This is a genomic window from Thermococcus sp. (genome assembly GCF_027008145.1).
Lineage (GTDB): Archaea > Methanobacteriota_B > Thermococci > Thermococcales > Thermococcaceae > Thermococcus.
The window spans coordinates 1-24,279 of sequence record NZ_JALTCZ010000124.1 but is presented as its reverse complement, the minus strand read 5'-3'; the positions used below and the strand labels follow the sequence as shown (position 1 = coordinate 24,279).

The 24,279-nt window shown below is 51.7% G+C and carries 29 protein-coding genes and 1 pseudogene; 17 read left to right on the top strand and 13 right to left on the bottom strand.

Going from position 1 to position 24,279, the window contains the following annotated elements:
• Positions 1–524 (bottom strand): aminotransferase class I/II-fold pyridoxal phosphate-dependent enzyme (locus tag MVD07_RS05985; RefSeq protein WP_297499664.1); only part of this gene is annotated, 524 nt, incomplete at its 3' end.
• Positions 525–772: 248 nt separating this feature from the next.
• The gene (locus tag MVD07_RS05980; protein ID WP_297499654.1) at positions 773–1,033 is read right to left on the bottom strand and encodes a hypothetical protein; all 261 of its coding nucleotides are present in this window, start codon (positions 1,031–1,033) and stop codon (positions 773–775) included.
• 48 nt (positions 1,034–1,081) lie between these two features.
• On the opposite strand from MVD07_RS05980, the gene MVD07_RS05975 reads away from it, so the two are divergent.
• Positions 1,082–2,062: a replication factor C small subunit gene (locus MVD07_RS05975; protein WP_297499662.1), complete on the top strand. Its 981-nt coding sequence runs from the start codon at positions 1,082–1,084 to the stop codon at positions 2,060–2,062.
• 5 nt (positions 2,063–2,067) lie between these two features.
• Positions 2,068–3,513, top strand: a complete 1,446-nt coding sequence (locus tag MVD07_RS05970) for a replication factor C large subunit (protein WP_297499660.1) — start codon at positions 2,068–2,070, stop codon at positions 3,511–3,513.
• 180 nt (positions 3,514–3,693) lie between these two features.
• Here MVD07_RS05970 and MVD07_RS05965 read toward each other — a convergent pair whose 3' ends face one another.
• The 6 genes from MVD07_RS05965 to moaA form a co-directional block, all read right to left on the bottom strand.
• Positions 3,694–5,505, bottom strand: a complete 1,812-nt coding sequence (locus MVD07_RS05965; RefSeq protein ID WP_297499653.1) for a hypothetical protein — start codon at positions 5,503–5,505, stop codon at positions 3,694–3,696.
• Positions 5,502–6,734, bottom strand: coding sequence for a hypothetical protein (locus MVD07_RS05960; RefSeq protein WP_297499651.1), 1,233 nt, complete (start codon positions 6,732–6,734; stop codon positions 5,502–5,504). The genes MVD07_RS05965 and MVD07_RS05960 overlap by 4 nt, the downstream gene beginning before the upstream one ends.
• Before the next feature lie 103 nt (positions 6,735–6,837).
• On the bottom strand, positions 6,838–7,011 hold the full coding sequence (locus tag MVD07_RS05955; RefSeq protein ID WP_297499649.1) for a nucleotidyltransferase domain-containing protein: 174 nt from the start codon (positions 7,009–7,011) through the stop codon (positions 6,838–6,840).
• Positions 7,012–7,179: 168 nt separating this feature from the next.
• Positions 7,180–8,193 (bottom strand): class I SAM-dependent methyltransferase family protein, encoded by a 1,014-nt coding sequence (locus MVD07_RS05950; protein WP_297499647.1) that lies wholly within the window; start codon positions 8,191–8,193, stop codon positions 7,180–7,182.
• Entirely contained in the window at positions 8,090–9,022 is a 933-nt protein-coding gene (locus MVD07_RS05945) for a DUF835 domain-containing protein (RefSeq protein ID WP_297499645.1), read from the bottom strand. Before MVD07_RS05945 ends, MVD07_RS05950 begins: the two co-directional genes overlap by 104 nt.
• 45 nt (positions 9,023–9,067) lie before the next feature.
• Entirely contained in the window at positions 9,068–9,991 is a 924-nt protein-coding gene (gene moaA, locus MVD07_RS05940; RefSeq protein ID WP_297499643.1) for a GTP 3',8-cyclase MoaA, read from the bottom strand.
• A gap of 122 nt (positions 9,992–10,113) precedes the next feature.
• On the opposite strand from moaA, the gene MVD07_RS05935 reads away from it, so the two are divergent.
• The 5 genes from MVD07_RS05935 (at position 10,114) to MVD07_RS05915 (ending at position 14,146) form a co-directional block, all read left to right on the top strand.
• Positions 10,114–10,842 carry a hypothetical protein gene (locus tag MVD07_RS05935; RefSeq protein WP_297499642.1) on the top strand — a complete coding sequence of 243 codons (729 nt, stop codon included), beginning with the start codon at positions 10,114–10,116 and terminating at the stop codon, positions 10,840–10,842.
• Complete coding sequence (locus MVD07_RS05930; protein ID WP_297499658.1) at positions 10,808–12,223, top strand: ribonuclease E/G; 1,416 nt, start codon at positions 10,808–10,810, stop codon at positions 12,221–12,223. The genes MVD07_RS05935 and MVD07_RS05930 overlap by 35 nt, the downstream gene beginning before the upstream one ends.
• Before the next feature lie 188 nt (positions 12,224–12,411).
• A complete protein-coding gene (locus MVD07_RS05925) occupies positions 12,412–12,621 on the top strand; it encodes a hypothetical protein (RefSeq protein ID WP_297499640.1) in 210 nt (69 codons plus the stop codon).
• A gap of 119 nt (positions 12,622–12,740) precedes the next feature.
• Positions 12,741–12,872 carry a hypothetical protein gene (locus tag MVD07_RS05920; protein ID WP_297499638.1) on the top strand — a complete coding sequence of 44 codons (132 nt, stop codon included), beginning with the start codon at positions 12,741–12,743 and terminating at the stop codon, positions 12,870–12,872.
• A gap of 80 nt (positions 12,873–12,952) precedes the next feature.
• A complete protein-coding gene (locus MVD07_RS05915; RefSeq protein ID WP_297499636.1) occupies positions 12,953–14,146 on the top strand; it encodes an ATP-binding protein in 1,194 nt (397 codons plus the stop codon).
• Between the two features lie 440 nt (positions 14,147–14,586).
• Here the strand turns inward: MVD07_RS05915 and MVD07_RS05910 are convergent, their stop codons facing one another.
• Positions 14,587–15,000, bottom strand: a complete 414-nt coding sequence (locus MVD07_RS05910; protein WP_297499634.1) for a secondary thiamine-phosphate synthase enzyme YjbQ — start codon at positions 14,998–15,000, stop codon at positions 14,587–14,589.
• Complete coding sequence (locus MVD07_RS05905) at positions 15,000–15,887, bottom strand: thiamine-phosphate synthase family protein (protein ID WP_297499632.1); 888 nt, start codon at positions 15,885–15,887, stop codon at positions 15,000–15,002. Before MVD07_RS05905 ends, MVD07_RS05910 begins: the two co-directional genes overlap by 1 nt.
• Before the next feature lie 113 nt (positions 15,888–16,000).
• Between MVD07_RS05905 and pyrB the strand changes: the two genes are divergently transcribed.
• From pyrB to MVD07_RS05865, 8 genes are read left to right on the top strand one after another with little or no spacing between them, the layout of a single operon-like run.
• Positions 16,001–16,927 (top strand): aspartate carbamoyltransferase, encoded by a 927-nt coding sequence (pyrB, locus tag MVD07_RS05900; protein ID WP_297499630.1) that lies wholly within the window; start codon positions 16,001–16,003, stop codon positions 16,925–16,927.
• Positions 16,928–17,383, top strand: a complete 456-nt coding sequence (gene pyrI, locus MVD07_RS05895) for an aspartate carbamoyltransferase regulatory subunit (protein WP_297499628.1) — start codon at positions 16,928–16,930, stop codon at positions 17,381–17,383.
• A 38-nt stretch (positions 17,384–17,421) separates the two neighbouring features.
• Positions 17,422–18,222 carry a hypothetical protein gene (locus tag MVD07_RS05890; protein ID WP_297499626.1) on the top strand — a complete coding sequence of 267 codons (801 nt, stop codon included), beginning with the start codon at positions 17,422–17,424 and terminating at the stop codon, positions 18,220–18,222.
• On the top strand, positions 18,219–18,797 hold the full coding sequence (locus MVD07_RS05885; RefSeq protein WP_297499624.1) for an AAA family ATPase: 579 nt from the start codon (positions 18,219–18,221) through the stop codon (positions 18,795–18,797). The genes MVD07_RS05890 and MVD07_RS05885 overlap by 4 nt, the downstream gene beginning before the upstream one ends.
• A 33-nt stretch (positions 18,798–18,830) precedes the next feature.
• Complete coding sequence (locus MVD07_RS05880; RefSeq protein WP_297499622.1) at positions 18,831–19,025, top strand: antitoxin family protein; 195 nt, start codon at positions 18,831–18,833, stop codon at positions 19,023–19,025.
• A complete protein-coding gene (locus MVD07_RS05875) occupies positions 19,012–19,476 on the top strand; it encodes a type II toxin-antitoxin system VapC family toxin (RefSeq protein ID WP_297499620.1) in 465 nt (154 codons plus the stop codon). Before MVD07_RS05880 ends, MVD07_RS05875 begins: the two co-directional genes overlap by 14 nt.
• 1 nt (position 19,477) lies before the next feature.
• Positions 19,478–20,062 carry a hypothetical protein gene (locus tag MVD07_RS05870; protein WP_297499618.1) on the top strand — a complete coding sequence of 195 codons (585 nt, stop codon included), beginning with the start codon at positions 19,478–19,480 and terminating at the stop codon, positions 20,060–20,062.
• Complete coding sequence (locus MVD07_RS05865) at positions 20,059–20,913, top strand: methyltransferase domain-containing protein (RefSeq protein ID WP_297499656.1); 855 nt, start codon at positions 20,059–20,061, stop codon at positions 20,911–20,913. Before MVD07_RS05870 ends, MVD07_RS05865 begins: the two co-directional genes overlap by 4 nt.
• Before the next feature lie 3 nt (positions 20,914–20,916).
• On the opposite strand, the gene MVD07_RS05860 is transcribed toward MVD07_RS05865, so the two are convergent.
• Entirely contained in the window at positions 20,917–22,797 is a 1,881-nt protein-coding gene (locus MVD07_RS05860; protein WP_297499616.1) for a S9 family peptidase, read from the bottom strand.
• A 97-nt stretch (positions 22,798–22,894) separates the two neighbouring features.
• On the opposite strand from MVD07_RS05860, the gene MVD07_RS05855 reads away from it, so the two are divergent.
• Complete coding sequence (locus MVD07_RS05855) at positions 22,895–23,221, top strand: hypothetical protein (RefSeq protein WP_297499614.1); 327 nt, start codon at positions 22,895–22,897, stop codon at positions 23,219–23,221.
• On the opposite strand, the gene MVD07_RS05850 is transcribed toward MVD07_RS05855, so the two are convergent.
• Positions 23,189–23,833: a serine/threonine protein kinase gene (locus MVD07_RS05850; protein WP_297499611.1), complete on the bottom strand. Its 645-nt coding sequence runs from the start codon at positions 23,831–23,833 to the stop codon at positions 23,189–23,191. The genes MVD07_RS05855 and MVD07_RS05850 overlap by 33 nt on opposite strands.
• A gap of 53 nt (positions 23,834–23,886) precedes the next feature.
• On the opposite strand from MVD07_RS05850, the gene MVD07_RS05845 reads away from it, so the two are divergent.
• The gene (locus tag MVD07_RS05845; RefSeq protein ID WP_297499609.1) at positions 23,887–24,114 is read left to right on the top strand and encodes an Lrp/AsnC ligand binding domain-containing protein; all 228 of its coding nucleotides are present in this window, start codon (positions 23,887–23,889) and stop codon (positions 24,112–24,114) included.
• Positions 24,115–24,165: 51 nt separating this feature from the next.
• Here the strand turns inward: MVD07_RS05845 and MVD07_RS05840 are convergent.
• Positions 24,166–24,279: pseudogene (locus MVD07_RS05840) on the bottom strand (TIGR00153 family protein); the annotation flags it as partial.

Sequence of the window (24,279 nt, the reverse complement as noted above, 5' to 3'; positions counted from 1 at the left end):
ATGATTTTCTTCTTCTTGTCCTTGTTCTCCTCCAGCCTCTTCTTCAGGTCGTCCATGTCGATGTGCTTGTATATAACCTTCGGCGCACCGCTGAGGCGCATTCCGTCTATGATGCTCGCGTGGTTGAGCTCCTCGCTTATGAACACACCGTCGTCCTTTTTAGTCAGGAGGGCGCTTAGAGCGCCGAGGTTGGCGTTGTAACCGCTCTGGAAGAGGATTGCCGCCTCCCTCTTCTTGAATTTGGCGAGCTTCTCCTCAAGCTCAACATGGAGCTCCATGGTTCCCGCTATGGTTCTAACCGCTCCGGCACCGACACCGTAGTCGAGAATTGCCCTTATCGCCGCGTACCTAAGCTCGGGATGGGCGGCAAGGCCAAGGTAGTTGTTTGAGCACATGTTGAGAACCCTCTTGCCATCAACCACAACCCACGGGCCCTGAGCGCTTTCGAGCTTTCTGATGGTCACGTATAGGCCCTTCTCCTTAAGCTCTTGGAGCTCCTCCCTAATCCAGTCGAGCTTCCCCATGAGAACCACCGGTTGTAGTTGGGCATCGAAGTATAAAAGTTTTGCACTGAACCTGTTAGCGCAGTCTAATTATCGCCGTCAGGAGAGCTAAAGGGAGAGTGCAACACCCCCGCCGATTTCCAGCCTGTAATCGTGCTACCACTCTGGGTATCTTTCGACTAACTTAACCTCAACTCCAAAATCCCTCGGTCCGGTGACGGTAATTGACAAGCCCCAGCCCCTCCTTGAGAATGGGCAGATCGGAGGAATCACACCGGTGAAGAAGTCGAGGAAGAGGTGGCTGAGCCAGCCGAGGCAAAGGCCAAATGGTAGCCCCCAAGTAAAACTGCAAGGACAAGGGCGGGAAGGAAGAGAAGTGAGTGGAGGTAGGAGCAGTGCTCTCCAGTCAGAACGTCCAGGCCCGGGAAGACCGCTCCGACGACTAAGGCCATCAGGAAGCCCAGAGATGGTTTGGGTGAGAGTGCGAGGTAAACTAGGCTTGGAATCGGGGCGTGCTCAAGTGGGTCCATGGCAAAAGCCTTAAACATTTTGAGAAAATAAGCCTTTAGGTGAAAGTCATGCCCGAGGAACCGAGGGAGGTTAAAGTCCTTGAGAAACCGTGGGTTGAAAAGTATCGCCCCCAGAGGCTGGACGAGATAGTTGGTCAGGATCACATCGTCAAGAGGCTCAAACACTACGTTAAAACCGGCTCGATGCCGCACCTTCTCTTTGCCGGACCGCCCGGCGTTGGGAAAACGACTGCCGCCCTGGCCCTCGCGAGAGAGTTATTTGGTGAAAACTGGCGCCACAACTTTCTGGAACTGAACGCGAGTGATGAAAGAGGCATAAACGTCATCCGTGAGAAGGTGAAGGAGTTTGCTCGCACAAAGCCCATCGGTGGAGCCAGCTTCAAGATAATCTTCCTTGATGAAGCAGATGCCCTAACCCAGGACGCCCAGCAGGCCCTGAGAAGGACGATGGAGATGTTCTCGAACAACGTCCGCTTTATCCTGAGCTGTAACTATTCATCAAAGATTATCGAACCGATTCAGTCAAGATGTGCCATCTTCCGCTTCAGACCGCTCAGCGACGAAGCTATAGCGGAACGCATCAGACACATAGCCGAGAACGAGGGACTTGAGCTCACAGAGGAGGGCCTTCAGGCAATTCTATACGTCGCTGAAGGCGACCTGAGGAGGGCCATAAACATCCTTCAGGCTGCCGCTGCCCTTGACACCAAGATAACCGACGAGAACGTCTTCCTCGTTGCCAGCAGGGCAAGGCCAGAGGACGTCCGCGAGATGATGACTTTAGCCTTAGAGGGCAACTTCCTCAAGGCCAGGGACAAGCTGAGGGAGATCCTCCTCAAGCAGGGCCTCAGCGGGGAAGATGTCCTCATCCAGATGCACAAGGAGGTCTTCAACCTCCCGATTCCAGAGGACAGGAAGGTTGCTCTGGCTGACAAGATAGGCGAGTATAATTTTAGACTCGTTGAAGGGGCCAACGAGATGATACAGCTTGAAGCTTTGCTCGCTCAGTTTACCATAATGGGCAAGTGATGGCTATGAGCGAAGTACCCTGGGTCGAGAAGTACAGGCCGAGAAAGTTAAGTGAGATAGTCAACCAGGAGAAGGCGATAGAGCAGGTCAAGGCCTGGGTTGAGGCCTGGCTCCATGGAAGCCCACCGAAGAAGAAGGCCCTGATCCTAGCTGGCCCGCCCGGGGCCGGGAAGACGACCACTGTTTACGCTCTGGCCCACGAATACGGCTTCGAGGTAATCGAGCTGAACACGAGCGACGAGAGAACCTACGAGAAGGTGGAGCGCTACGTTCAGGCTGCCTACACGATGGACATCCTTGGGAAGAGGAGGAAGCTCATATTCCTCGACGAGGCCGACAACATGGAGCCCAGCGGTGCCAGGGAGATAGCGAAGCTCATAGACCGGGCGAGAAACCCGATCATAATGAGCGCCAACCACTACTGGGAAATACCAAGGGAAGTAAGGAACAAGGCGCAGATAGTCCAGTACAAGCGTCTAACCCAGAGGGACGTCATAAGGGCTCTTATCAGAATCCTAAAGCGGGAGGGTAAGACCATTCCAAAGGAGATACTCTACGAGATAGCGAAGCGTTCCAACGGTGACCTCCGCGCGGCCATAAACGACCTCCATACGGTTGTTACCGGAGGAGTTGAAGATGCGAGGGAAGTTTTAGCTTACCGCGATATTGAGAAGAGCGTCTTTCAGGCTTTGGCACAGGTCTTTGCCACCGACAACGCCAAGAGGGCCAAGATAGCGGTCCTAGGCGTAGACATGTTCCCAGACGAACTCCTCCAGTGGATAGAGGAGAACATCCCATACGTCTATTACAGACCAGAGGACATCGCGAGGGCCTACGAGGCAATAAGCAGGGCCGACATATATCTCGGAAGGGCCCAGAGGACTGGCAACTATTCCCTCTGGAAGTACGCGACCGATATGATGACTGCTGGGGTAGCGGTTGCCGGCGTTAAGAAGAAGGGCTTCGTCAAGATCTATCCGCCGAAGACTATAAAGATACTCACCGAGAGCAAGGGGGAGAGAACCCTCAGGGATTCCATTCTGAAGAAGGTCATGAAGGAAATGCACATGTCAAAGCTGGAAGCCATCGAGACACTCCACTACCTCAGGGTAATCTTCGAGAACAACCCTGACTTAGCGGCGCACTTCACCGTCTTCCTCGACCTGAGCGAGAAGGAAGTCGAGTTTTTATCTGGGGATTCCGAGAAGACCAGAACCATCTGGGCCAAGAGCATGAACATCGAGAAGAGGCTGAAGAGGGAGGGCGAGCTTGAGGCAAGAGTCAGGGAGGCCGAGAGGAAGGCCGAAGGAGAGAAAACCGAAGAAGAGATAAGTGAGGAGGAGCTTGAGGAAGCTGAGAAAGAAATCGAGACCGTTGGAATGGAAGAAAAGAAGCCCGAGAAATCGAAAAAGGGCAAGCAGGCGACGCTGTTCGACTTTTTGAAGAAGTGAGGATCTGTTCTTAATTTTTTATTTTGTATTCTGCGAAATATAACCCTCCAATACCTCTAACTTGAAAACAGGGCATCATCACTGACTGGGAGTCCAGCGAGGAGAGAAGAAAAGAATAGGGATAAAGTGTCTTCCGCTGTGGTGGTTCCTGTTTGGTCGAGTCTCTAACACCAGCACTGTCTAAGGTTTATCCTCGTTTAACTTCGCTAAAACTCCCGAAAGCGATTCAATGAACTCGTCTAACGGTACTAGACCCCCAGTTGAAAGATTGAATGTGTAATACTCGACATTAAGGTTTGAGTAGAGCTTTCCTTTTTTAATGCCTGCAATCTGATGTTTAAATTCATGCAGATGCAGCAATACCGTAATTGGCTCGACGACTATATGAACTTTTGCTCTAGGTTTGGCCCTTGTGTATTCATCCAGTTTGTTTGTTATCTTCCTAAAGCTCTCTCCAAATAGTGTTTCGAATTCAAAACAAACATCTTCTGGCTTGTACAAAACGTCTGGCCTTGGATAACTCTCAGGCTCGGTTTCTATTATTGTCCTAACCTTATCCCATTCAACATCCTGTAAACGGGAAGGTAGTTTCCCTTCTCTCTGGAGCCGTTTAATAAGCGTGTGAATTATGAAATATTTTGCCAAGACATGCTCGGTACTTTCATCATTTGAAGCTCTGACGGGGAAGAATGGCTCATATTTGTGCATAATCCGTTTTAGAGCTTTCAAGTACTGTTTCTCAGCTGTATTCGCAATCCATGAGACTTTTGAACCCGGCATCAGGTCAGGAAGGGGCACGAAACCATAAATATGCTCTATAATTCTTAGTTTCTCCTCAAACGGCAGTTCTCTGACAAGTATTTTGAAGATCTCGGGTTTTAATCCAAGTTTGTTCCAGTTCAGGTCTTGGACAAGCTCATTGATTGCGTAGAAAGTATCATCGTCTTTGGTGTGGAATACGACTGTTCCATCTCCCTTCGAGAAAATCGCCCATAGTCTGTCCGCTATGTCTCTCTTTGTTAGTTTATCAAGGATTTTCCTATTGGCGACCTCAATGAATATGATACCGCCCTCGTCAAGCCACCTTTCAATTTCTTCTTTGTTCCAATCTTCACCTCTCAAAGTCAGCTTTTTGGCCTTCCCCATTTTCCCCTTTTCTCTCTGGAGCCTCAAAAGCAGCTTTTCAAAAAGGTGGATATAACCCTCGTCTCCAATGTCTTTGAAAAGTATGATCGCGGCGTTAGGTTCTCTTAGTTCTTGACTGCTAACACCGAAGAGAGCTTTCATGAAGTCCCCTGTCTCTGTTTCAAGAACCCAATTGCCACGGCCTGTTTCAGACAAACTTACGGCTTCAGTTTCTTGGGTAATTTCAAGGGGTCTAGTCTCGTGTTTCGGAATTGAAATTGACTGGATAGCACTTTGAGTTTCCTTCGCTTGGATTATTGGAAGCTGTGAAGTACCGCTTAAGGAAGAGTTAGGATTAGGACTAATGTTTATCACTAAATCAAGGATTTTGTCTTGAAAGACAAAAACTGGAGCGTGGAGCCTTATCCTAGGGATTTTTATAAACCTTCTGGCTTTCTCTGTCATTGTAACATTGCTGTCCACAGATACCCTGTGGAATTCCAAAATAGGAGCGTTTATTTTGATGTTTGATACCTGTACCCTCTGCTTCTTCTTTTTGATAGAATACTCGGTATCCATTTTGATCAGGTCATACTTGATTGCTGGGACGGAGAGTAGCACTTTTGGGATGGTAACTTTGTAGGGCTCATTTACTTGTACTACCGATTTTGAGATGTGCTCAATACCTTCAGGTGGCTCTTGTTGGGCTTTGCTCTCCTTTGGAGTGTGGTTCCTATGCTTCTCTGTCTTGGCTTCTTGTGGGGTATGTGTGGGGTGATGGGAAGCTGTTTCCTCCCGTCTTGCTCTTTCCTTTCGTTCTCTGTGGTATTTTGATTTTCTTTTAGTTTCATCTCTTTGCTCATTCATCCCAACCACCAGACGGCGTTCATTGGAATATCCCCGTAGTATTTGAGGTACCCCGTGTGTTTTGGATGCTCGGAAATCTCCCCGTACCCCGTGAACAGGTACGGCCCAAGTTTGTCAAGGAAGTCTATAAGGGAAAGCTTAGGTTTTGAATGCTCGCGTATAATCACATCCCTAGCCACACCCGCCGCATTGGTGAATTTGGCGTCGGATATCAATGTTTCATTTGGCCAATCCGTTATCCACAGCCCTTCTATTTTTAAATCATAGCTATCCTTCGGGTAAAATCGCTCATTCCCGATATGTATCTCCTTTAGGTCACCCAGAGCCTCTTTCACGAGTCCTATATAGCCTTTTGCTAAGTCCTCGGGGTTCTTGGTTATGTACCTGAGTGCATCTTCGATGGGCTTGTTTATTTCGGTCTCCACTTCAAAGTTAAAGCGTCCCCAGAGCCCAACTTGCATTGAGTAGATGCTCTCTGCAATTCCACCTCTTGAATGGCTCCAGATTGTGTAATCTTTCTGGACGTCTTCTTTTCCGGTTTCGGGAATAAAGATCTCTTCTAACCCTAAGAATTCCTTTATCGCGTCTAGATTCTCCTCAAGTTTGTGATAGCCCTCTCTTAGGGCTCTCCAGTGTGTTCCCCTATTGCTGACAATAAAGAATGTGTAGTAGTTGTGATTTGCACTGAGCGAAATACTGAGTCTGTAAAATTCCTTAAGGACGTCCAGTATTTTCTCCGGCTGTTTGATTATTTCATCAGAAGAAGGGATTGAGATTTCGGAAGGGCCAACATCTACAAGTTCGAGCACGTGGCCACTTGACCGATTTAGACCGCTTATCAGACGAAGAAAAACGGAATTCTCCTTTTTCTCTGCTTTAACAACGACTTCACTTAACCCCTCTTCTCCCAAGCTTGAGACAGCACTTGAGAATTCACGGGGATCCACATAAAATCCGTAGATAAGCCGGGTAAGTTTTGCAAGGCTGTACCTCGAGTAATCTCCGTCCTTAATCCCGCCTGCGAGAAACGGCAGTAGTTCCCTTCTTGAATTTGTGATTGCACCAAGGGAATTACCGATGTACGGAGCAAATTCGTCCCTAACTTCAAGGAGCGTAGTAGTTATCGAGTATAACGGCGCAATGTTTTGTTGAATGTATTGTTTCCATGCTTTGACATTCCAGTACTGGAACCCAGAAATGCTCTCATAATAACCACACATTTCTGTCACCAATTCCTAGTTCCTCTCTTTGATATTTAGCTTTTTCGAGATTAATTAAGAAGTGTAACTAATACTGGGGTTCAATGTTTGTATGTGTAGTTCTCTTGGACATTTAAGTAACAATCTGAATGGCATCACTCCAAACGTACTCTCTAACTCCGGGTTTCAGGGCCTCAAGGGTTATGAGGTCAGCCTCAATCCCAAGCAGATCTTCGAGGAGGAACTTCAGCTCCATGTAGTTATCGAAGGTCTTCTTTCCAGGCTCAAACTCGACTAAGACATCCAAATCGCTGCCCTCCCTGGCTTCGCCCCTAACGTACGAACCAAAAAGCCAGGGCCACCTAACCCAAGGTGCCGTGTATCTCCGCAGGGTGCATTTTGAGAACCTCGATTACTTCAGCGATGTCTCTCGGGGCCATGCACTTGAAGTTACGACCTCGAGCCTAATAAACCTTCATCCCAAAATCCGCACGTCCGCACAGACCTTAAACACATGGGGCTTGAACTCGCTGACCTTTTTCACCCTAACTTCACAGTCCTTTCCCTGTAGGGCACACTCGCCGGTTATTCTCCTCCTAAGGTCCACTATCTTATCCTCGCCCACGAAATCGTAGTAGTGAAGCCACCTCTCCGCTTTGTTCAGCGTTAGGGCTAAAGCATCAATGCCCTTCGGCGTGGGGCTTATGACGCGATCGTAGGTTGGAAGTTCCGGAAGAACCTTGAAAACATCTCCATAGATGAACTCTATCTCGCCCCTCAACCTTTTCCTGTTCAGCTCGATGTTCTCCAAACCGAGTTCATAAGCCTCTTTGTTCAGCTCCACTGCGGTAATTCTAACCTTCTTGTAGCGTGCTATGACGAGCGCGTACGGCAGAACGCCGGCGAAGGGGATTAGAATCCTCTCCCCGTCCTTTACAAGCTGGGCCAGACGATAGCGCTCTCCCTTCATCCTCGGATTGAAGAAGGCCTTCGAGAGGTCAACCTTTACCCCAACGCCGTTCTCCCTGTGGACCGTTTCAAGCCTTTTCTCACCCCAGACTATCGAGTACTCCCTTATCCTGAATGCCCCCTCGTGGAAGCCTTTCTTTGCAACCACCTTGATGAAGGGGTGAACCTTCCGGAGGCCCCAGACTATCTCGGCGGTGCGGCCTTCGAGCTCGGGTGGGATTTGGACCACCGCGATGTCTCCGATGACATCGTATCTCCGGATGTGCTTCAGCTCCTCCGGGGTTAGTCTCTCCGCTAAAACGCTCTCCAAATTTCTGTAAATCTGCCTCTCCGGCCGGAGGGGAAGCTCAAGGGAGAGAACCTCGTAGCCGAGCGAATGAATCCTCTCATCCTCAACAACCGGGAGGAGAACGAAGTCACCTTCCCTCTTCGGCCTCCTCTTTCCGTCGTAGAGGTTCAGCCTCTTCAGCCTTCTCTTCACCGGCTCTGCCTCTCTCCTTGGGACCCTTAGTGCCGGCATTTTCCTTCCCCCTTAGCTCGGAGGGCAGGGTCTCGAAGAGGGTCGGGCCCAGTACCTCCTTAAGGATGAGCCCGACGTTCACCCTTTCGAACTCCTTCCTGAGTATGGAGAGCTCCACCTTTTTTAATGCACCGGGTGCGACTAGAAGGACTATGTGGCCCCCGTGAAGAACCGCAATGTCCTTGGCAGAGATGAGGAACTTGGCGAGGCCCTTGAAGTCGTTGTAGAAAAGGAGGTACTCGATACCGTCCACGTAGATAACGCCTGGATTCTGCATGAGGAACCTCTCTATCCTCTGGAGGATGACGTGAAGGTCGGTTGGACTGACGCTGTTCTTCGCCTCAACCCTGCTCAGCCAGAGGTATTCATCCGGGATCACCCCGCTCCTGGCCGTCCACTCCTCAGGCGGTGTCCTTGTAACGACCATGAGAGGAACCCTCGCGTAGCGGTAGAGTGCCCGGAGCAGGTTGAGCGCATCCTCAGGGCTCTCAATAAGGATGGCGTTGGGGACGGGGAGCTTTTTGCCGACGCGCTTCCTGGCCTTCAACCCCCTCAGCATACGGAGTACTGAAACAACAAGGAGGAGGTAGCCGAGCGTCGCGGACGCGGCCATTATCCCCCACATGTCAGGGGAATAGAAGACCGAGAGTGCAACTCCCAGAGCAGTTCCAAAGCCGAAGAGAACGAAGGACTCGCAGAGAACTCTCGCAAGGGTCTTAAACGGTTCATCATGCCTCCTGTATTCCCTGAGGGAGATGATTATCCCAATGGAGCCTAATATGATGAGGAAAGCTATAGCGAGATAGTAGCCGAGATACAGCACATTCATCGAACCGCCAGTATGGTATTTGGGCGCCCTCCAAAAAAACTTTTTCTAACGCCAGTAAGGCTCGCGCATGAGGACGGCCTTCTTAAAGATTTCAACGATTTCCCCGTCGCTAGCCCCATTTCTCATGGCGGTTATGAAGTCTATCAGGTCGTTGTTCCGCAGGAGGCAGGTCTTGAACATTCCATTGGAGGTGATCCTTAAGCGGGTGCAGTTGGCGCAGAAGACGGTGTTGTGCATCGCCCTGACAACCTCGACCTCAGCAATGCCGTAGTCGGTCGGGATAAAGTACTTCTTCCGCCTGTGCATCCTCCTCTCGCGCGTCTCTACGGCCCTTTCCTCGAGCTCCCTCTCGACGGGTTTGAGGGGGTAGAAGTACTTCCTGAAGAAGGCCGTCTCCGTCATCTCCCTCGGGGCCTCAAGTTCGATGAGCTGCAGTATCGCACCGGTTCTCGCGGAGAACTCAACCATGTCCCAGATTTCACCATCGTTAAGGCCCTTCATGATCGTCATGTTGAGTTTTACTGGTGAGAGGTACTTAACGGCCTCCTCAATCCCCTCAAGGACGGTCTCCAACATGTCGACGCCGGTAATCTTTCTGTAGACGTCTCTTCTGAGGCTGTGGAGGGAGACGTTCACCCTGTCGAGACCGGCTTTTGCCAAAGGCTTTGCAAGCTCTTTAAGTCTGCTCCCGTTGGTCGTCATGCTCAGGTCGATTAGGTAGGGCTTTATGCGCTTCACTATCTCCAGTATGTCCTCCCTGATCGTCGGTTCTCCTCCGGTCAGCTTGACTTTCCTGATGCCGAGGCGGGAGGCTATCCTGACGAGCCTCTCGATTTCCTCAGGCCTCATCTCGTCCCTGGCGTTGAAGCGCTGGCCCTCTCGGTGGCAGAAGAAACAGTGGAAGTTGCACTCCTGGGTGAGCGAAATCCTCAGGTTCGTCACTGGCCTGCCGAAGCGGTCGTAGAGCATCTTTTTCCCCGATGGAGTAGGGTTTAGTTTAAAAAAGCTTTTGGGTAAGTGTTTTTATTTAACATGCCCAATCGAAAAGTAAAAGTAGTTCCCGGGAGATTAAGATTTTAGGGGGTTTGTGCATGAACGCCGAAGAACTCAGGACTGTTCTGAACCGCCTTGAGGAGCTCCACTTGTCATTTGAGGAGGCCTTCTCGGAGCTTGTCTCCGGCGGTGCTGGTATAGAGACCATAAAGGTTCTGCACGAGCTGTCCTCCGAAAAGCTTGAGCTGAGCACCAGACTTTACAAGGAGCTAACTAAGGTCGGGGGAAGGGCCGAGGAGGCATCGAAGGATCTCTACCGAAACGAGCACCAGATGAAGTTCCGCCTTGAGGAACTCCTCAGCCTGGCCGGCAAAGAGGACTTCACCTCAAAGACTCGGTTCAAGAGCTCGCTTGAGCGCACTATCCAGTTCCACAGGCTCTACGACTACGCCGTCAGGAAAGACCTCGGGGAACTGTCGGCCGAGATAGAGGGGCTGGCCTTCCTGGGCGAAAACCAAAAAAAGGTTCCGGTGAGCATACTTGAGGAAATCAGAAAAACCAGAGAGATTGAGGGGAAGCTGGAGAGGCTGATAGCCTTTGTGGGGAGGCTTTACTCCCACCCGGCCGACGTTTACCGGGCCGAGGAGGCCCTGAAGGCCTGGCACTCCCGCGGTCTACTCTGGGTGGAGGCGAGAAACGTTGAGAAGCTCAGCGGTGTGAGGGACGCTGAGGAGATACTTGAGGGACTGACTCTCATCGGGGTAGTTGAGAAGAAGATGAGAGGTGGTGAAGGTGTCTACAGACACAGGGCCTACGGTGAGGATTAGAGGTATATACAGCACAGCCTTGACGAAGCTTTTCCTCGACAGGGGCTTCGGGATAAGCCAGCCGAGCAGTAGGATTGTCGAGCGCTTCGGTCTTGAGAAGACCTACGACGAGTTCGACGTTGACATCTACGACAGGAAGGACCGGCATGGGGTTGTTCTGGTCGGGAACGCGGTTGAAGAAGCCAAGAGGGTCCTTGAGGAGGAATTCATAGACGTATTTTTCAGGATGCTCCCCTACCAGCTCTACGGAGTATACAAGGGGCTCGTGGTAAGGGTGGATGAGAGGTTCGTTTACGTTGACATCGGGAGCGCCATAGGAACGGTTCCAAGGCAGGAACTCCCCCGAGCTGGGGAGGGCGATGAAGTCCTCGTCCAGGTCAAGAAGCACAACCTCCTCCCCCATTTAAGTACAACCCTCACCGTTCCCGGTGACTACGCCGTCTTAATCCCGAAGCCTGTTGGGGCACAGAGACACGTCAAGATATCGAGGAAGATAAGGGACCAGAAGGAGCGCGAGAGGCTCAGAATCCTGGGGCTGAGCATAGACCTTGACGAGTGGGGAATCCTCTGGAGGACGGCTGCAGCCTATAAAGATTGGAACATCCTGAGGGACGAGATAGTCAGGCTCTCAAAGCTCGCAGACAGACTGGATAAGGCCGACACCTACTTCGCTCCATCTGTAGTAATAGAGGGCCGGAACATCTACGAGGTCGAGTTCGGAGGGGGAGCCAAGAAAAAGCTAGACGAGATAAGGAATAGGGTCGTCCCGACGGTTGAGGGCCACCACTCACTGAAGGCCAAGGATCCCGAGCTGGGCTTCGCCGTTGAGATAGCTGAGGGCATACTATCAAAGGTCTCCAGCCAGAGGGTGAAGGTAAACGCCGGCTTCTGGGAGGCCCTGATTGAGAACAAGGGGCCGAAGAGAGGCTGGCTCTTCAGGTTCGAGCACGTAAAGCCGGACGGTCAGGTCATAAAGATTGGGCCGGGGGAGGTCGTGGAAGCCTCCAAGAACCCCCTGAGAGTCACAGTAAGGAGGAACTTGAGGCCGGGCAAGTTCTATGACGGCCTTGAGCTTCCGATAGAGCCAGGTGACTACGCCATAACCGAAATAGAGGCCGGAAAGTGGTGGTTCGTGCACAGGTATTATGACAGGAACGGCAACCTGAAGGGAGAGTACTACAACATAAACACGCCTGTCGAGATTTACCCGGACGGCGCCAGATACGTTGATCTTGAGGTGGACATCGTAAAGTGGCCCGACGGGACAAAGGAGATAATCGACAAGGAGAAGCTGACGGCCCACTACAAGGACGGGACGATAAGCGAGAAGCTCTATAGGGCCGTATTGAGAATCACCCAGGAGGTTTACGAGAGGGTTTAAGGAGGCATTCTGGCAAGCTTCCTTGCTCCTTTTTTATCGTCCTCCGCCATCACCGGGGTTCAGTGGCAACATTTCATTTCCCACCTATCCCCAAGTTGAAGGAAGCGGTGTTTACCTTTCCCGTCTCCTCTAGATATTACACCCTCCGGAAGAAGGGAAATTTATAAATACCCGGAGGAAGAAGGGAAATGATACCAGTAGATTGTATTTTTGAGGACAAAATGGGACTCTATCTCTTTGGTGCCTCCAGTATTTTGGGCGTGATATTTGTTTTTTTCTGGACAGACTTAGGTATAGGGGTAGCATTCGGGGGATGGTTTTTATCAGGGGCAGTATACTCTTACCGTCAGTTAGGAACAGCTGAATGCGCAGTTACCAAGGTGCCAGAGAAGATGTAATTAATGATGCTATGAAGCTGGCGAAAGACGCCCGAAATGACTCCCTAATAGCTTGGACCATCGGTGGATTCCTTTTCATGTTCTTCGCTTATATAGGGCTTGGAATATCAACGACATTGATGGGAATTGCAAACCTAACCAATTTCACAATAATGATCCTCGCGCACAGGCGCTACAGCGAGCTGAGGAAGATGCTCATGATACTCCAGCTCAAGAAGACCGACAAGGCGGAGCTTTCGATAAAGCTCTAACCCCCTATTTTTAAATCTTGAGAACTCACCCTTCTCAACCTTTATAAAGGATTAAGAACTATGACTCCTCAGGTGTTCCTATGCGGTTAGGTGACCTGTCCTACATGAACCCATGGTGGGAGGGAAGAGAGGATTATCATGTGAGGCGCTGGAGAGAGCAGAAAATCCGTTGGTGGCCGAGTTGGCTGGAGAGGCTTTCGCTTAAGCCGTTCTCCCTCAACTTCGTCCTCGGCCCGAGGCAGGTAGGGAAAACCACCGGGATAAAACTCCTGATTCAAGACCTCCTGAAGGATAACCCGCCAGAGTCAATCCTCTACATCAACGTTGAGGTCTTGCCGAGCCACCGCGAGCTTTCAGACCTTCTCCGTGAGTTCCAGGGGCTTAAGGAAAAAGAAGGAATTAAAACGGGTTACATCTTCCTCGATGAGGTTACCTCCCTTGAAGGCTGGTGGCGCGGGGTTAAACCACTCATAGATGCTGGTCTTTTAGAAAACGACGTGGTTACGGTCACGGGCTCAAGCTCCCTGAGGGTCAGGAGGGATATTGAATTCTTCCCGGGCAGGAGGGGAGAGGGTAAAACAATAGAGGTAATGCCCCTCTCATTTCCGGAGTACGTTGAGATAATGGGACTTAGGAAGCCAGAACTGCAAAGGGAAAAAGTCCTGAAGCTCTTCAATACTTACTTGACTACGGGCGGATTTCCAGCCTCTATAAACGGCCTCCCGATGGACGACCTCCTCGGGGCTTACATTGGGGAGTTCGTCCGCTTTGGGAAGAGCCTTGAGATAGCGAAGGAAACGCTCTCAGCCCTAATAAGGAGCACTCCCTCGGCGACGAGCTTCAGAGCCTTAGCCAGTATGACCTCCGGCTACTCCTACAAGGTAATCCAAGACTACATAGAGTTCTTCACCGAGCTTTACATCCTCGGAATAGCCTACCTTAAGCAAGGTAACCATGTGCTCTACAAGCGCGAGAAGAAGTTCTTCTTCCGTGATCCTCTCCTTGCAAGGCTTTTCTCGGTCTGGAGCGGGGCGGAGCTTAGGGAGGATGCCCTTTACGAGTGGGTTGTTCAGGAACACCTCTACCGGCGCTTCGGCGAGGTTTATTATTACAGGAACTCCTATGAAGTCGATGCAGTTGCTGGAAATCTGAAGGTCGAGGTAAAGGCGGGAAAGGCCCACAGGAGGTATCCAAAGGGTGTAAGGGTTTTGGAGAAGGAGGACGTGCCATTCTTCCTGCTTGAACTTACTCACGGGAGCGCTTCCCGATTTTAATGCACTCACTCCAGATATTATACCCTTCGGGAGAAGGGAAATGGGAAACATATGTAGCGATCGTCCTAAAGAATGCAAAGAGCGAGATAGAACAACTGGAAATTGTCTATAATCACGCCGTTGAAGTTCCTTATGAGGCTTTCAAAGAATTCTTTAGTACTTGGATCGCCTCGGGGATTGCACTTGCGGTAATGGTAATTGGAATAATAAGGGGATGGTTTATCCCCCACTGTCATACAGCTTTCCGGCGTTATTCTTTCACTGGTAGGGACTGCCTCTTTTATTTTGATGATAATCTCATACCTCCGGTACAGGGACTACACCAAGCAGCTCCTAGTGATTCAGCTCAAGAAGAGCGACAAGGCAGAGCTTTCGATAAAGCTTTAATTCCCCTTCCCATTTAAAACCCAACGCCTGCTAAAAATCTAAGAAGCTAAAAATCACTCCCCAACAACCTGCACCACAACCCTCCTGTGCCTAGGCCTGACATCAAGTTCAACGAAGAATATCTGCTGCCACGTTCCCCTGACTAGTTTCCCATCAACGACTGGAAAGCACTCGCTCGCCCCGAGGAGTGTGGCGCGGAGATGGCTGTGGGCGTTATCGTCTATCCTGTTGTGGAGGTAGCCCCTTCCCTTTGGCACCAGCTCCCTCAATGCCCGCTTGAAGTCATCTAGAAGGCCGGACTCATGCTCTATCGTTACTATCGCTCCGGTAGCACCGGGCACGAAGACGAGAACCTGGCCGTTTTCTATTCCGCTCTCCTCTACGGCCTTCTCGACCTCCCGCGTTATGTCAACGAGGTCTATCTCGCCCCTGGTTGAAAACCTGAGCTCCTTGGTAAAGACGGCCATCACATCACCTCCAGCAACCTTTTGACCTTGCCAACAACATCAAGGGGATTCCTGCCAAAGATGTAGACGAGCGGTTCAACCCCCGCCCCGCCCTCGTCAACGACCGCGTCCCACTCGGCCTCCTCAAAGGCCCCAGCTATTTCCTCAACGGCTCTCCTCTCGGAGAGGCCACCTGTTCTGACCCGGGTAAAGCTGAAGCCTGCCTTCCCAAGGGCGTGCTCGATGTCATCGCCATAACGGATGTTCAGGACGCTCCTTATGGAGGGTCTTCTCCTCATGACCTCGACGACGAGGCTTGCCGTGAAGGCGCTCGCCCCGAACTCCGGCGGGAGCGCGTAGGGCCTGCCCTTGACGAGGGTTATTCTCCCCGGGACGGCGGCAACGTCCTCTGGCTTTCTGGCGTTTGCGGGAGCGTAGGCGAAGTTGCTTCTGACCTCCGGGACGAGGCTGGAAAAGCCCTTAAGGGAAAGGAGCTCCCTGAGGGCCACTTCAAGTTCATCCAAAACTGCCGAGCGCGGGAACGGTGGAACAAGCTCCCTGCAGAGGCCTTCGCTTACTCCAGCATAGGAGGAGTAGTGCCTGCATACCTCACCGGCCATGAACAGCTCGTAGAGCCTCCTGGAGAGGAGGAGAAGGACTTCCTCCTTTGAAGAGCCGGCCACTATGAGCCTTGAGATCTCATCAGCTACTGCATCGAGGAGCTTTGAGACCCCCTCGGGCGGGGTCCTGTATTTCCCGGCGAGGTACTTGCTGACCATCGCCTGAGTTATGCCCAGGTAGGAGGCTATCTTGGCCTGCTTGAAGCCGGTCCTGTAGAGGGCCTCAGCTATCCTAGCCCTCAGGTACGGCATCAGTTCCTCGGCGATGTAAACGCTGGGCGTCCTCATGGCATCACCTAAAACCTGGTTATTAAACTCAGTGAAGTTTAAATCGTTATTGTCGCCAAGTTTATGTTAAAAAGGCTTAAAAACCCATCGGAATTTATACAGGAAGGGCTTCTATGGACTGGGAAGGAAGGGACGTGATAAGCATAAGGGACTTCTCGAAGGGAGAGGTCGAGTTCGTTTTGAAGGTCGCCGAAAGGCTTGAAAAAGAACTGGAAGAGAAGGGCTCGCTCGACTACGCCCGAGGAAAAATCTTGGCGACGCTCTTCTTCGAGCCTTCGACGAGGACAAGGCTTAGCTTTGAATCGGCGATGCACAGACTCGGCGGTTCCGTCATAGGCTTCTCCTCCGCATCGAGCACGAGTGTCAGGAAAGGGGAGAGCTTGGCAGACACTGTAAAGACCGTCGAGCAGTATAGCGACGTGATAGTGATAAGACACCCGATGGAGGGGGCGGCGAGATTAGCGGCCGAGGTGGCGGAGATTCCAGTCATCAACGCCGGCGACGGGAGCAACCAGCACCCAACCCAAACTTTACTCGACCTATACACGATAAAGAGAACCTTCGGAAAGATAGACGGCCTGACAATAGGCCTTCTCGGCGATTTGAAATATGGGAGAACCGTCCACAGCTTAGCAGAGGCCTTAGCCTTCTACGACGTCGAACTCTACCTCATCTCACCCAAGCTTTTGAGAATGCCGAAGCACATCATTGAGGAGCTCAGGGAGAAGGGCTTAACCGTTCACGAGACTACCGATCTTGAGGGCGCAATCCCAGAGCTTGACCTCCTCTACGTCACGAGAATTCAGAGGGAGCGCTTCCCGGACGAGGAGGAGTACCTGAAGGTTAAGGGAAGCTACCAAGTGAACCTCTCAATCCTCAAGAACGCGAAGGAAAACCTGAAGGTCATGCACCCGCTCCCGAGGGTGGATGAGATTCATCCAGAGGTGGATAAGAGCGAGCACGCGCTCTACTTCAGGCAGGTGTTCTCGGGCGTCCCAATCAGGATGGCCCTCCTCGGACTGACTTTGGGGGTGCTCTGAATGCCCGAGCTCAAAATCGAGGTTATCCCCGAGGGAACGGTCATAGACCACATCCCGGTTGGAAAGTGGCTGAAGGTCATAGAGATACTCGGCCTCACCAGGCCCAACGGCGGAACGCTCCTCATAGCCTCGAACGTCCCGAGCAAGAAGCTCGGAAGGAAAGACATCGTTAAGGTCGAGGGGAGGTATTTAAGCGAGGAGGAGGTCAACAAGATAGCCCTCATAGCACCGGTGGCTACAGTGAACATCGTGAAGGACTACAAAATCGTCGAGAAGTTCAAGGTTGAAATCCCGGACGAGATAGTCGGAATCCTGAGATGCCCGAACCCGAACTGCGTCAGCAACCACGAGTACGTGGTTCCAAGGTTTAAGGTCGAGAGCAGAGAACCTATCAAGCTCCGCTGCCACTACTGCGAGAGAACCATCGAGGGCGACGAGATACTCGGCAACCTCTGAGGAAGGCTTTTAACGTTCTTTTCCATCTCTTCTCCGTTATGTTCACGGTCGATGAGATAGCGGAACTGGTCAGGCAGATCAGGCGGGAGCACAGCCTTCCAAAGAGCCCCTTCAGGATAGATGAGGTTCGCTACGACAGGGAAGGCGACAAGCTCTTTATAATAGCCCACGACAGAACCGATAAAAGCGTCGTCATCGGCAACAGCCTTGTAATAGGAAAGCTCAGAGAAAAACTCGGAGTCAGGCAGGTGACAGTTTACTCCAACCTCGACCTCGAGATAAAGAGGAGGAAGCTTGGAGGGGCCGAGAAGCTCGTGAAGGACACGGAGCTAGAGTTTTTACTTCCAATAATCGAGGCGGAAAAGAGATTCCCGCCAAGGAAGTGGCCGGCTGTGAAGGGAAACCTCAGAACCCTCGTCTTCCTTAGCTTCAATGCCAGAGCCCTAATCGGCTTCTCTGAGAGATTGAGCTTACCCTACGAGCCCATCGGCCTCAAATACGCCTTTCCCAGGCTGAAATACGAGCCGATGGAAGGAAAGCCGGGAGAACTCTTCTTCCCCGACGAGGAGAAGCTCGTAAAGCTTGCAAAGGAGAAAGGCACCAAACTCGTTCTCGCGGACTTTCCATTTGGCCTTAAGTGGAGGGAGGGGGTTGCCCTCCTGAATCCCTTCAGGCTCCTGCACATCGGCTTCTTCGAGCTGAAGTACCTTTTTGGCTTTGAAAGACCTGTCATATACGACAAAAGGGCCCTAATAGAGTTCATCGTCAACCTGACCTACGAGGGGCTAATAGAATCAACCGACGGTGCCAACATAATCTGGAGGATGTGGAGGAGATGATAATCGGAGTAGTTGGAAAAATTGCAGCCGGAAAGACGACCGTTGCGAATTTCTTCGAGGAGAAAGAATTCTGCAGAGTCTCGTGCAGTGAGCCGTTGATAGACCTCCTCACCCATAACGTTTCCGACTACTCGTGGATTCCAGAACTGCCGGGAAAGGCAGAACCGACGCGGGAGAGGCTCATAGAGCTGGGAAAGTATCTCAAAGAAAAATACGGCGGGGACGTGCTGATAAAGCTGGCAATAGACAAGAAGAGAAACTGTGAGAACATTGTGATCGACGGCGTCCGCTCGCGGGAGGAGATAGAGACCATAAAACGGCTCGGCGGAAAGGTAATCTACGTCGAAGCTAGACCAGAGATAAGGTTTGAGCGCCTGATGAAGCGAAAAGCCGAGAAGGACAAGGACATCAGGAGCTTTTCCGACTTCAAGGAGATGGATGACGCCGAGGAAAGGCTTTACCACACGAGTAGGCTTAGAAGCATGGCCGATTACGTCATTGTAAACGAAGGAACGCTGGAGGAGCTGAGGAGAAAGGTGGAGGAGATAATTGAGGACATCACAGGGAAGGTTTAAAGAGAGCTTGAAGAAGGTCAAGAGGGTGGTGGTATGGAGGTTATTGAGGCCATCTACGGGGATGGCGTTCTAAAGCCCCTAAGAAAGCCCAAGCTGAGGGAGCACTCTAAGGTTAAGATAAAGATAATCCCGGAGAACATAGATAACCTTCTGAACTCTCTGGTCATCATGAAGGTCGAGAAAGTAAACTACAAGCGCCTCAAGGAGGCATACTATGAGTCGCTCTGAAGTTTTTATCGATTCCTCGGTGTTTATGGGGCTCCTCCTCGGAGATGAGAAAGCAGAGAGCCTCGTTAAGAAAATCCTAAAGGAAGGGTACAAGCTCGTTATTAACCCGGTTGTATTTTCCGAGACTGTTTACAAGGTCATGTTCAAACTCGCCATAGGAGATGGCCTCAAAGGTGTGCATGATCTCAGAAAACATCTCGAAAATCACCTTTTTGTTTACGAGAAAGTTAAGGATGCCTTTGAGAAAATGGAAGATGCAGGATTTCTGAACGTCCTAGAGGTTAGTCCGGAGACCATCCGTACAGCGGCTCAACTGGGCAAAGAGTATGAACTGCTTCCCAACGATGCCATAATAGTCACAAGCTGTAAGGAACACGGAGTGGAGAAGATAGCAATCTTTGATTCAGACTTTGAGAGGGCTCTTTTCCTGAAAATCATGGGGGCTGATTGAAATGAGCCTCCTCGTAATAGCTCCCTGCCTGCTCAGCCCCTTCTACGTCTACCGCGGGCCGAAGGAGAAGGAGTACAAAACCGCGAGAAGGCTGAGGAAGCTCATAGGGGGGCTCGGTGAAAAGTGGCAGGTTTTAGCTTACCCCTGCCCGGAATACGCTTTAATCGGCTGGCCGAGGGCTCCAGCCAGCAGGGAAGTCTACGAGAGGCTCGGCATGCGCGAGAGGGCGAAGGCAATAGCCGACTTCATCGGGAGGATTCTGGCGGAGGAAAAGCCAGAAAAGGTCGTCTTCGTCGGCGTTAAGGGTTCCCCGACATGCGGGGTCTTCCACACGAGCTCAAGCGATCCCAGAGAATACCCATACCATGCCATGCAGGAGTTCTTCTACCTGAGCAAGGACGAAAGGGTTAAGCGCTCGAAGGAGCTCGTGAGGGAGCAGGGGTTTAAGCTCAAGCCTCTGCCCGGGATACTCTTTGAAATCCTGATGGCGAGGTTTCCAGAGGGGGTCTATCTTGAGTTCGACAAGGAGGACATTGAAGGGAGCCTCGTTCGGCTGGAGCGGGAGTTAAACTCGGGGGTGCCCTGATGGAGGTTTATCTAATCACCTTCAGGGAAGCCAGGAGGCTACTCTCAAGCAGAGGGAGCGTTAGGCTCAACCTCGACCTCAGGAAAACCAACAGAACCCTTGAGGTCACCAGAGACGGTGAGGCCTTCGTCTTTCCCGACGGGGGTAAGGTAGAGAAGGAGATCATAGAGAGGATAGCGAGGGACGCTTCATCGGTCTACTTCATCAGGAACGGTGGCGTTTACAAAGTTGCCATCGCCGGCGAGCACTACTACAAGCTCGTCCCGACAATTCCGCCGACGATTGAGATAAACGGGGTAAGGATGCACAGGACGAAGGAAGTAAACCCCCTCCAGGACACGAGAAACAAGGTGAACGCGGTAAAGCCGAAGGAAGGCGAGAGCGTCCTGGACACCTGCATGGGGCTCGGCTACACGGCTATAGAGGCCTCAAAGCGTGGAGCCTACGTGATAACAATTGAGAAAGACCCCAACGTCATCAAGCTCGCCAGAATAAACCCTTGGAGCAGGGAGCTTTTCACCGGTGGGAAGGTCCAGGTCATTCAGGGGGATGCATTCGAGGTTGTCAAGAAGTTCAGGCCGAAGAGCTTCGATGTTGTAATCCACGACCCACCGCGCTTTTCTCTTGCAGGAAAGCTTTACTCTGGGGAGTTCTACTTCGAGCTCTTCAGGGTTTTAAAACCAGGGGGAAGGCTGTTCCACTACGTCGGCAATCCAGGAAAAAAATACAGGAGGAAAGACCTCCAGAAGGGGGTAATGGAACGCTTAAGAAAGGTAGGCTTCGTCGGGGTTAAGCGCGTTGAGGAAGCCCTCGGAGTGGTTGCGAGGAAGCCAGAAAGAGAAGGGGAGTGAAGATCACTTTTCCTCCCCTGAATCACCCTGGAGCACCTTCTTGATGTCAAAACCCTCCTCGTACTTCTTGAGTTTGCGCTCAAAGAACTCGGCAAAGAGCTTGTAGCGCTTTGAACGGTGCTTCGGGCTACCGCGTATGCTGTGGCCATGTGGTCCCTTCTTGAAGACCGCCAGGTAGGCCTCCTTGCCGAGGTCCTTGAGGACGTTGTAGAACATCAGGCTCTGGTCGAGGGGACAGCGGTAGTCCTCAAGCGAGTGGATGATGAGGATTGGGGCTTTGACGTTTTTGGCGTGGAAGAGAGGACTCAACTTCCTGTAGTTCTCGTTTTCGAGCGGGTTTGGACCTATAACTTCAACATCATACCAGAGCCCTATGTCCGAGAAGGCGTAGCTTGTGAGCCAGTAGCTTATGCCATTCTCACTGATGCCGGCTTTAAAGAGGCTGGACTGCGTTAAAGCCCAGTTGGTCATGTAGCCGCCGTAGCTTATGCCGGTTATGCCAACCCTCTCGCGGTCTGCCTGAGGCTCAAGCCTGAAGAACTCCTCTATCCCGGCCATAATGTCCTCGAAGTCTTCTAAACCTGTCCTCTCAAGGACTCTGAGTGCGAAATCCTCGGTGTAGCCGTCGCTTCCCCTCGGATTAACGAAGACGACGTAGTAACCTCTGCTCGCCATCAGTTGCATCTCGTAGACGAAGCGGTGACCGTACATGCCCTTCGGCCCGCCGTGGACGAAGACTATCACCGGGGCCTTCTCGTCCTCCTCAAGCTCGGGCTTCAGGTACCAGCCGTCTATCTCAAGATCCTTGCTCTTAAACCTGAAGTGCCTCGGCTCGAAGGGCTTGAGCCTGACAAATATCGGCCCGTTGTAGTCGGTTAGTTGCTTCAGCTCGCCGTCGTATAGGTAGAGCTCGCCAATCCTCGTTGCCGTCATTATGAGGAGGACTGCCTTACCATTGTCCACGTCAAGGCCGTAAATCCAGTGGTCGCCAACCACAGCCGGTTCAACCTTCCCATCCCAGAGGTAGAGGTTCACCCTTCCAGCGTCCGGAACGAGGAAGTAGACCTTTCCACCGTCGAGCTTGGCTGAGTAAACATCCAACGGCCCCTCGTAGACGGGTTTAAGCTCCCCGTCCCAGAGGTAGAGCCACTCGTGCTCGCTTAGGTACCTCTTCTCCCTCTTCCCGCGGAGGAGCAGTCTCTTCCCGTCAGAATCCACCGCCTCGAAGGAGACCCTCTCGAAGAGTCTCTCCTCGTTTCCGTCCTTCCAGAGGTAGATGTCCCAGAGCCTGAAGAGTGCCGGCTTTGGGCCTTCCCTGTGGGGGACGTTGACCACTATGGAGTCACCGTGCCAGATTCCGCTCGAAAAGCGGGGCTTCTCGAACTCCTCTATGATTTCTTCGCCTTCAGTGTCGATTATCCAGAAGGTCGTCTTCTCCCCGTCGAGGAAGCCCATGTTGTCGAACCAGTAGGGGACATCGCTGTCGAAGACGAAGTCCTCATCGTCGTTCCTCTTGAAGCCGACAGCCAAGATCCTCCTCGAATCATCATTCCACCCGATGGAGCGGACGTTTTTAGCTGTGAGGACTCTCTTCGAGCTGAGGGTTTCCAGCTCGGCCACCCATATCTCGGTCGCCTTTTTATCCTCGTTAAACCTCGTGAAGGCGAGCTTTTTGCCATCTGGAGAAATCCTCGGCATCGAGGCGTTCTCGACAAAGCGTCTTGCCCCGGTCTTAAGGTTCTCAACCACAACCGTGCTCTCGTACTTGTTGTCGTCCATATTGACCTTGGTGAGGGTGTAGGCTATGAAGTCCCCCTTTATCCTTGGGTCGCCGAGATAGGCAAACCTCGAAAAGGTTTTCTCGTTCCATTCGATGTTACTCATAACGCTATCACCGACCTATGTAGGAACTCAGAGTATATAAGGGTAGCCCGTCCGGGAGGTTTAAAAGGAAAGGCCGATATGAAAAAACAGTGGGAGCATGAAGGAAACGACGGCAATAGCCATAATATTCACCACCGGCATTGCCCTCTCACTCATCCTGAGGAGCTACGCCGGGATAGCCCTCGCGGCGCTCGGAATACCGGCGTACTTAGCTTACACAGCCAGGGAGCAGAACATACTGGCAAAGTCGAGGCTCTACGACAGGGACCTCTTTGTGATGATAGTCATCACGGTGGTCGTAATACTCGCATTCAACTACTTTCTCGACCCGAGGGTTGGCTTGATAGCCCTCGCAGTTCTCGTCCCCCTCATAGCCCTAGGAACCGACAGTCTAAAGTCTAGAAAGAACGTCCAGAACGGATGACAGCCTTCCCGTCCTCTTGTACTCCCTCAGGACATCTCTCATCTCCTCCCTGAACCCCTCGTCAAGGTTGAAATCATCATAAACCCTCTCTGATACCGCATTTTTGCCAACGAAAATCATGGACATCGCCGACGTCAGGTTGTTGGGCTTTCTCCAGTTGGCCTTCTCGAAGTCTATTATCCAGACGGTTTCCCCGACTATTATGTGCTTGCCCCCTTGCATCTGGCCGTGGTCGAGGCCGAGCCTGTCGAGGGTGGCCGTTTTCATGGCTATCTCGAAGAAGTGCCTTCTCTTAAGCCTAGCCTTTAGGATTTCCCGCCCCTCGGCAAAACCCCTGACGATGTAGTCCAGACCATTGAAGGTGCCGTGTTCAATTAGGGGTGGGGTCACCCTGAAAGGCTCGATGGCCCTGATTATCTCAGCCTCCCTTGAGGAGTTTTTCCTCGGCGAGTCCGGCCTTGCGAGCTTCACAACGACCTCCTTGCCCCCGAGATGGGCCCTGAAGACTAGACTCGTCGTCCCCTTGGAGAGGAACTCGATTCTACTAAAGCCCCTTTCCTTAAGCCACTCAAGGAAAGGACGAACATCGGGATTGAAAAGTTCGGGTACCATCATCCTCGATAAGCTTAAATAGGTGGCGGATAAAATAATTTCGGTGATAGCCAATGGTGACTGCCTTTATTTTGATGGTAACAGCCGCGGGCAAGGAAAGGGAGGTTATGGAGAAGCTTCTCGCAATGCCCGAGGTTAAGGAAGCCTACGTGGTTTATGGAGAATACGACCTCATAGTCAAGGTCGAGACCGACACGCTGAAGGACCTGGATCAGTTTATAACCGAGAAGATAAGGCGCATGCCCGAGATACAGATGACCTCAACGATGATAGCCATTTGATCCTTTCATTCTTCCGTTGGTTATTTAGATGGTTAAAAAAGATAGGGTTAGTCACTTGTTCATCATGAGCCTTATTCTTTCTGCTGCGTCCTTTGCCTTGTCGGAGATGTTGCTGAGGGTTCTCGCCACGTTGAGGATGTAGAGGCCCTCTCCCCAGCTCAGACT

Bases quoted from the DNA above. Each gene is read 5' to 3' on its own strand.
- MVD07_RS05980 (WP_297499654.1), bottom strand. From the start codon at position 1,033: ATGGACCCACTTGAGCACGCCCCGATTCCAAGCCTAGTTTACCTCGCA.
- MVD07_RS05975 (WP_297499662.1), top strand. From the start codon at position 1,082: ATGCCCGAGGAACCGAGGGAGGTTAAAGTCCTTGAGAAACCGTGGGTT.
- MVD07_RS05970 (WP_297499660.1), top strand. From the start codon at position 2,068: ATGAGCGAAGTACCCTGGGTCGAGAAGTACAGGCCGAGAAAGTTAAGT.
- MVD07_RS05965 (WP_297499653.1), bottom strand. From the start codon at position 5,505: ATGAATGAGCAAAGAGATGAAACTAAAAGAAAATCAAAATACCACAGA.
- MVD07_RS05950 (WP_297499647.1), bottom strand. From the start codon at position 8,193: ATGCCGGCACTAAGGGTCCCAAGGAGAGAGGCAGAGCCGGTGAAGAGA.
- MVD07_RS05945 (WP_297499645.1), bottom strand. From the start codon at position 9,022: ATGAATGTGCTGTATCTCGGCTACTATCTCGCTATAGCTTTCCTCATC.
- moaA (WP_297499643.1), bottom strand. From the start codon at position 9,991: ATGCTCTACGACCGCTTCGGCAGGCCAGTGACGAACCTGAGGATTTCG.
- MVD07_RS05935 (WP_297499642.1), top strand. From the start codon at position 10,114: ATGAACGCCGAAGAACTCAGGACTGTTCTGAACCGCCTTGAGGAGCTC.
- MVD07_RS05925 (WP_297499640.1), top strand. From the start codon at position 12,412: ATGATACCAGTAGATTGTATTTTTGAGGACAAAATGGGACTCTATCTC.
- MVD07_RS05920 (WP_297499638.1), top strand. From the start codon at position 12,741: ATGGGAATTGCAAACCTAACCAATTTCACAATAATGATCCTCGCGCAC.
- MVD07_RS05915 (WP_297499636.1), top strand. From the start codon at position 12,953: ATGCGGTTAGGTGACCTGTCCTACATGAACCCATGGTGGGAGGGAAGA.
- MVD07_RS05910 (WP_297499634.1), bottom strand. From the start codon at position 15,000: ATGGCCGTCTTTACCAAGGAGCTCAGGTTTTCAACCAGGGGCGAGATA.
- MVD07_RS05905 (WP_297499632.1), bottom strand. From the start codon at position 15,887: ATGAGGACGCCCAGCGTTTACATCGCCGAGGAACTGATGCCGTACCTG.
- pyrB (WP_297499630.1), top strand. From the start codon at position 16,001: ATGGACTGGGAAGGAAGGGACGTGATAAGCATAAGGGACTTCTCGAAG.
- pyrI (WP_297499628.1), top strand. From the start codon at position 16,928: ATGCCCGAGCTCAAAATCGAGGTTATCCCCGAGGGAACGGTCATAGAC.
- MVD07_RS05890 (WP_297499626.1), top strand. From the start codon at position 17,422: ATGTTCACGGTCGATGAGATAGCGGAACTGGTCAGGCAGATCAGGCGG.
- MVD07_RS05885 (WP_297499624.1), top strand. From the start codon at position 18,219: ATGATAATCGGAGTAGTTGGAAAAATTGCAGCCGGAAAGACGACCGTT.
- MVD07_RS05880 (WP_297499622.1), top strand. From the start codon at position 18,831: ATGGAGGTTATTGAGGCCATCTACGGGGATGGCGTTCTAAAGCCCCTA.
- MVD07_RS05875 (WP_297499620.1), top strand. From the start codon at position 19,012: ATGAGTCGCTCTGAAGTTTTTATCGATTCCTCGGTGTTTATGGGGCTC.
- MVD07_RS05870 (WP_297499618.1), top strand. From the start codon at position 19,478: ATGAGCCTCCTCGTAATAGCTCCCTGCCTGCTCAGCCCCTTCTACGTC.
- MVD07_RS05860 (WP_297499616.1), bottom strand. From the start codon at position 22,797: ATGAGTAACATCGAATGGAACGAGAAAACCTTTTCGAGGTTTGCCTAT.
- MVD07_RS05855 (WP_297499614.1), top strand. From the start codon at position 22,895: ATGAAGGAAACGACGGCAATAGCCATAATATTCACCACCGGCATTGCC.
- MVD07_RS05850 (WP_297499611.1), bottom strand. From the start codon at position 23,833: ATGGTACCCGAACTTTTCAATCCCGATGTTCGTCCTTTCCTTGAGTGG.
- MVD07_RS05845 (WP_297499609.1), top strand. From the start codon at position 23,887: ATGGTGACTGCCTTTATTTTGATGGTAACAGCCGCGGGCAAGGAAAGG.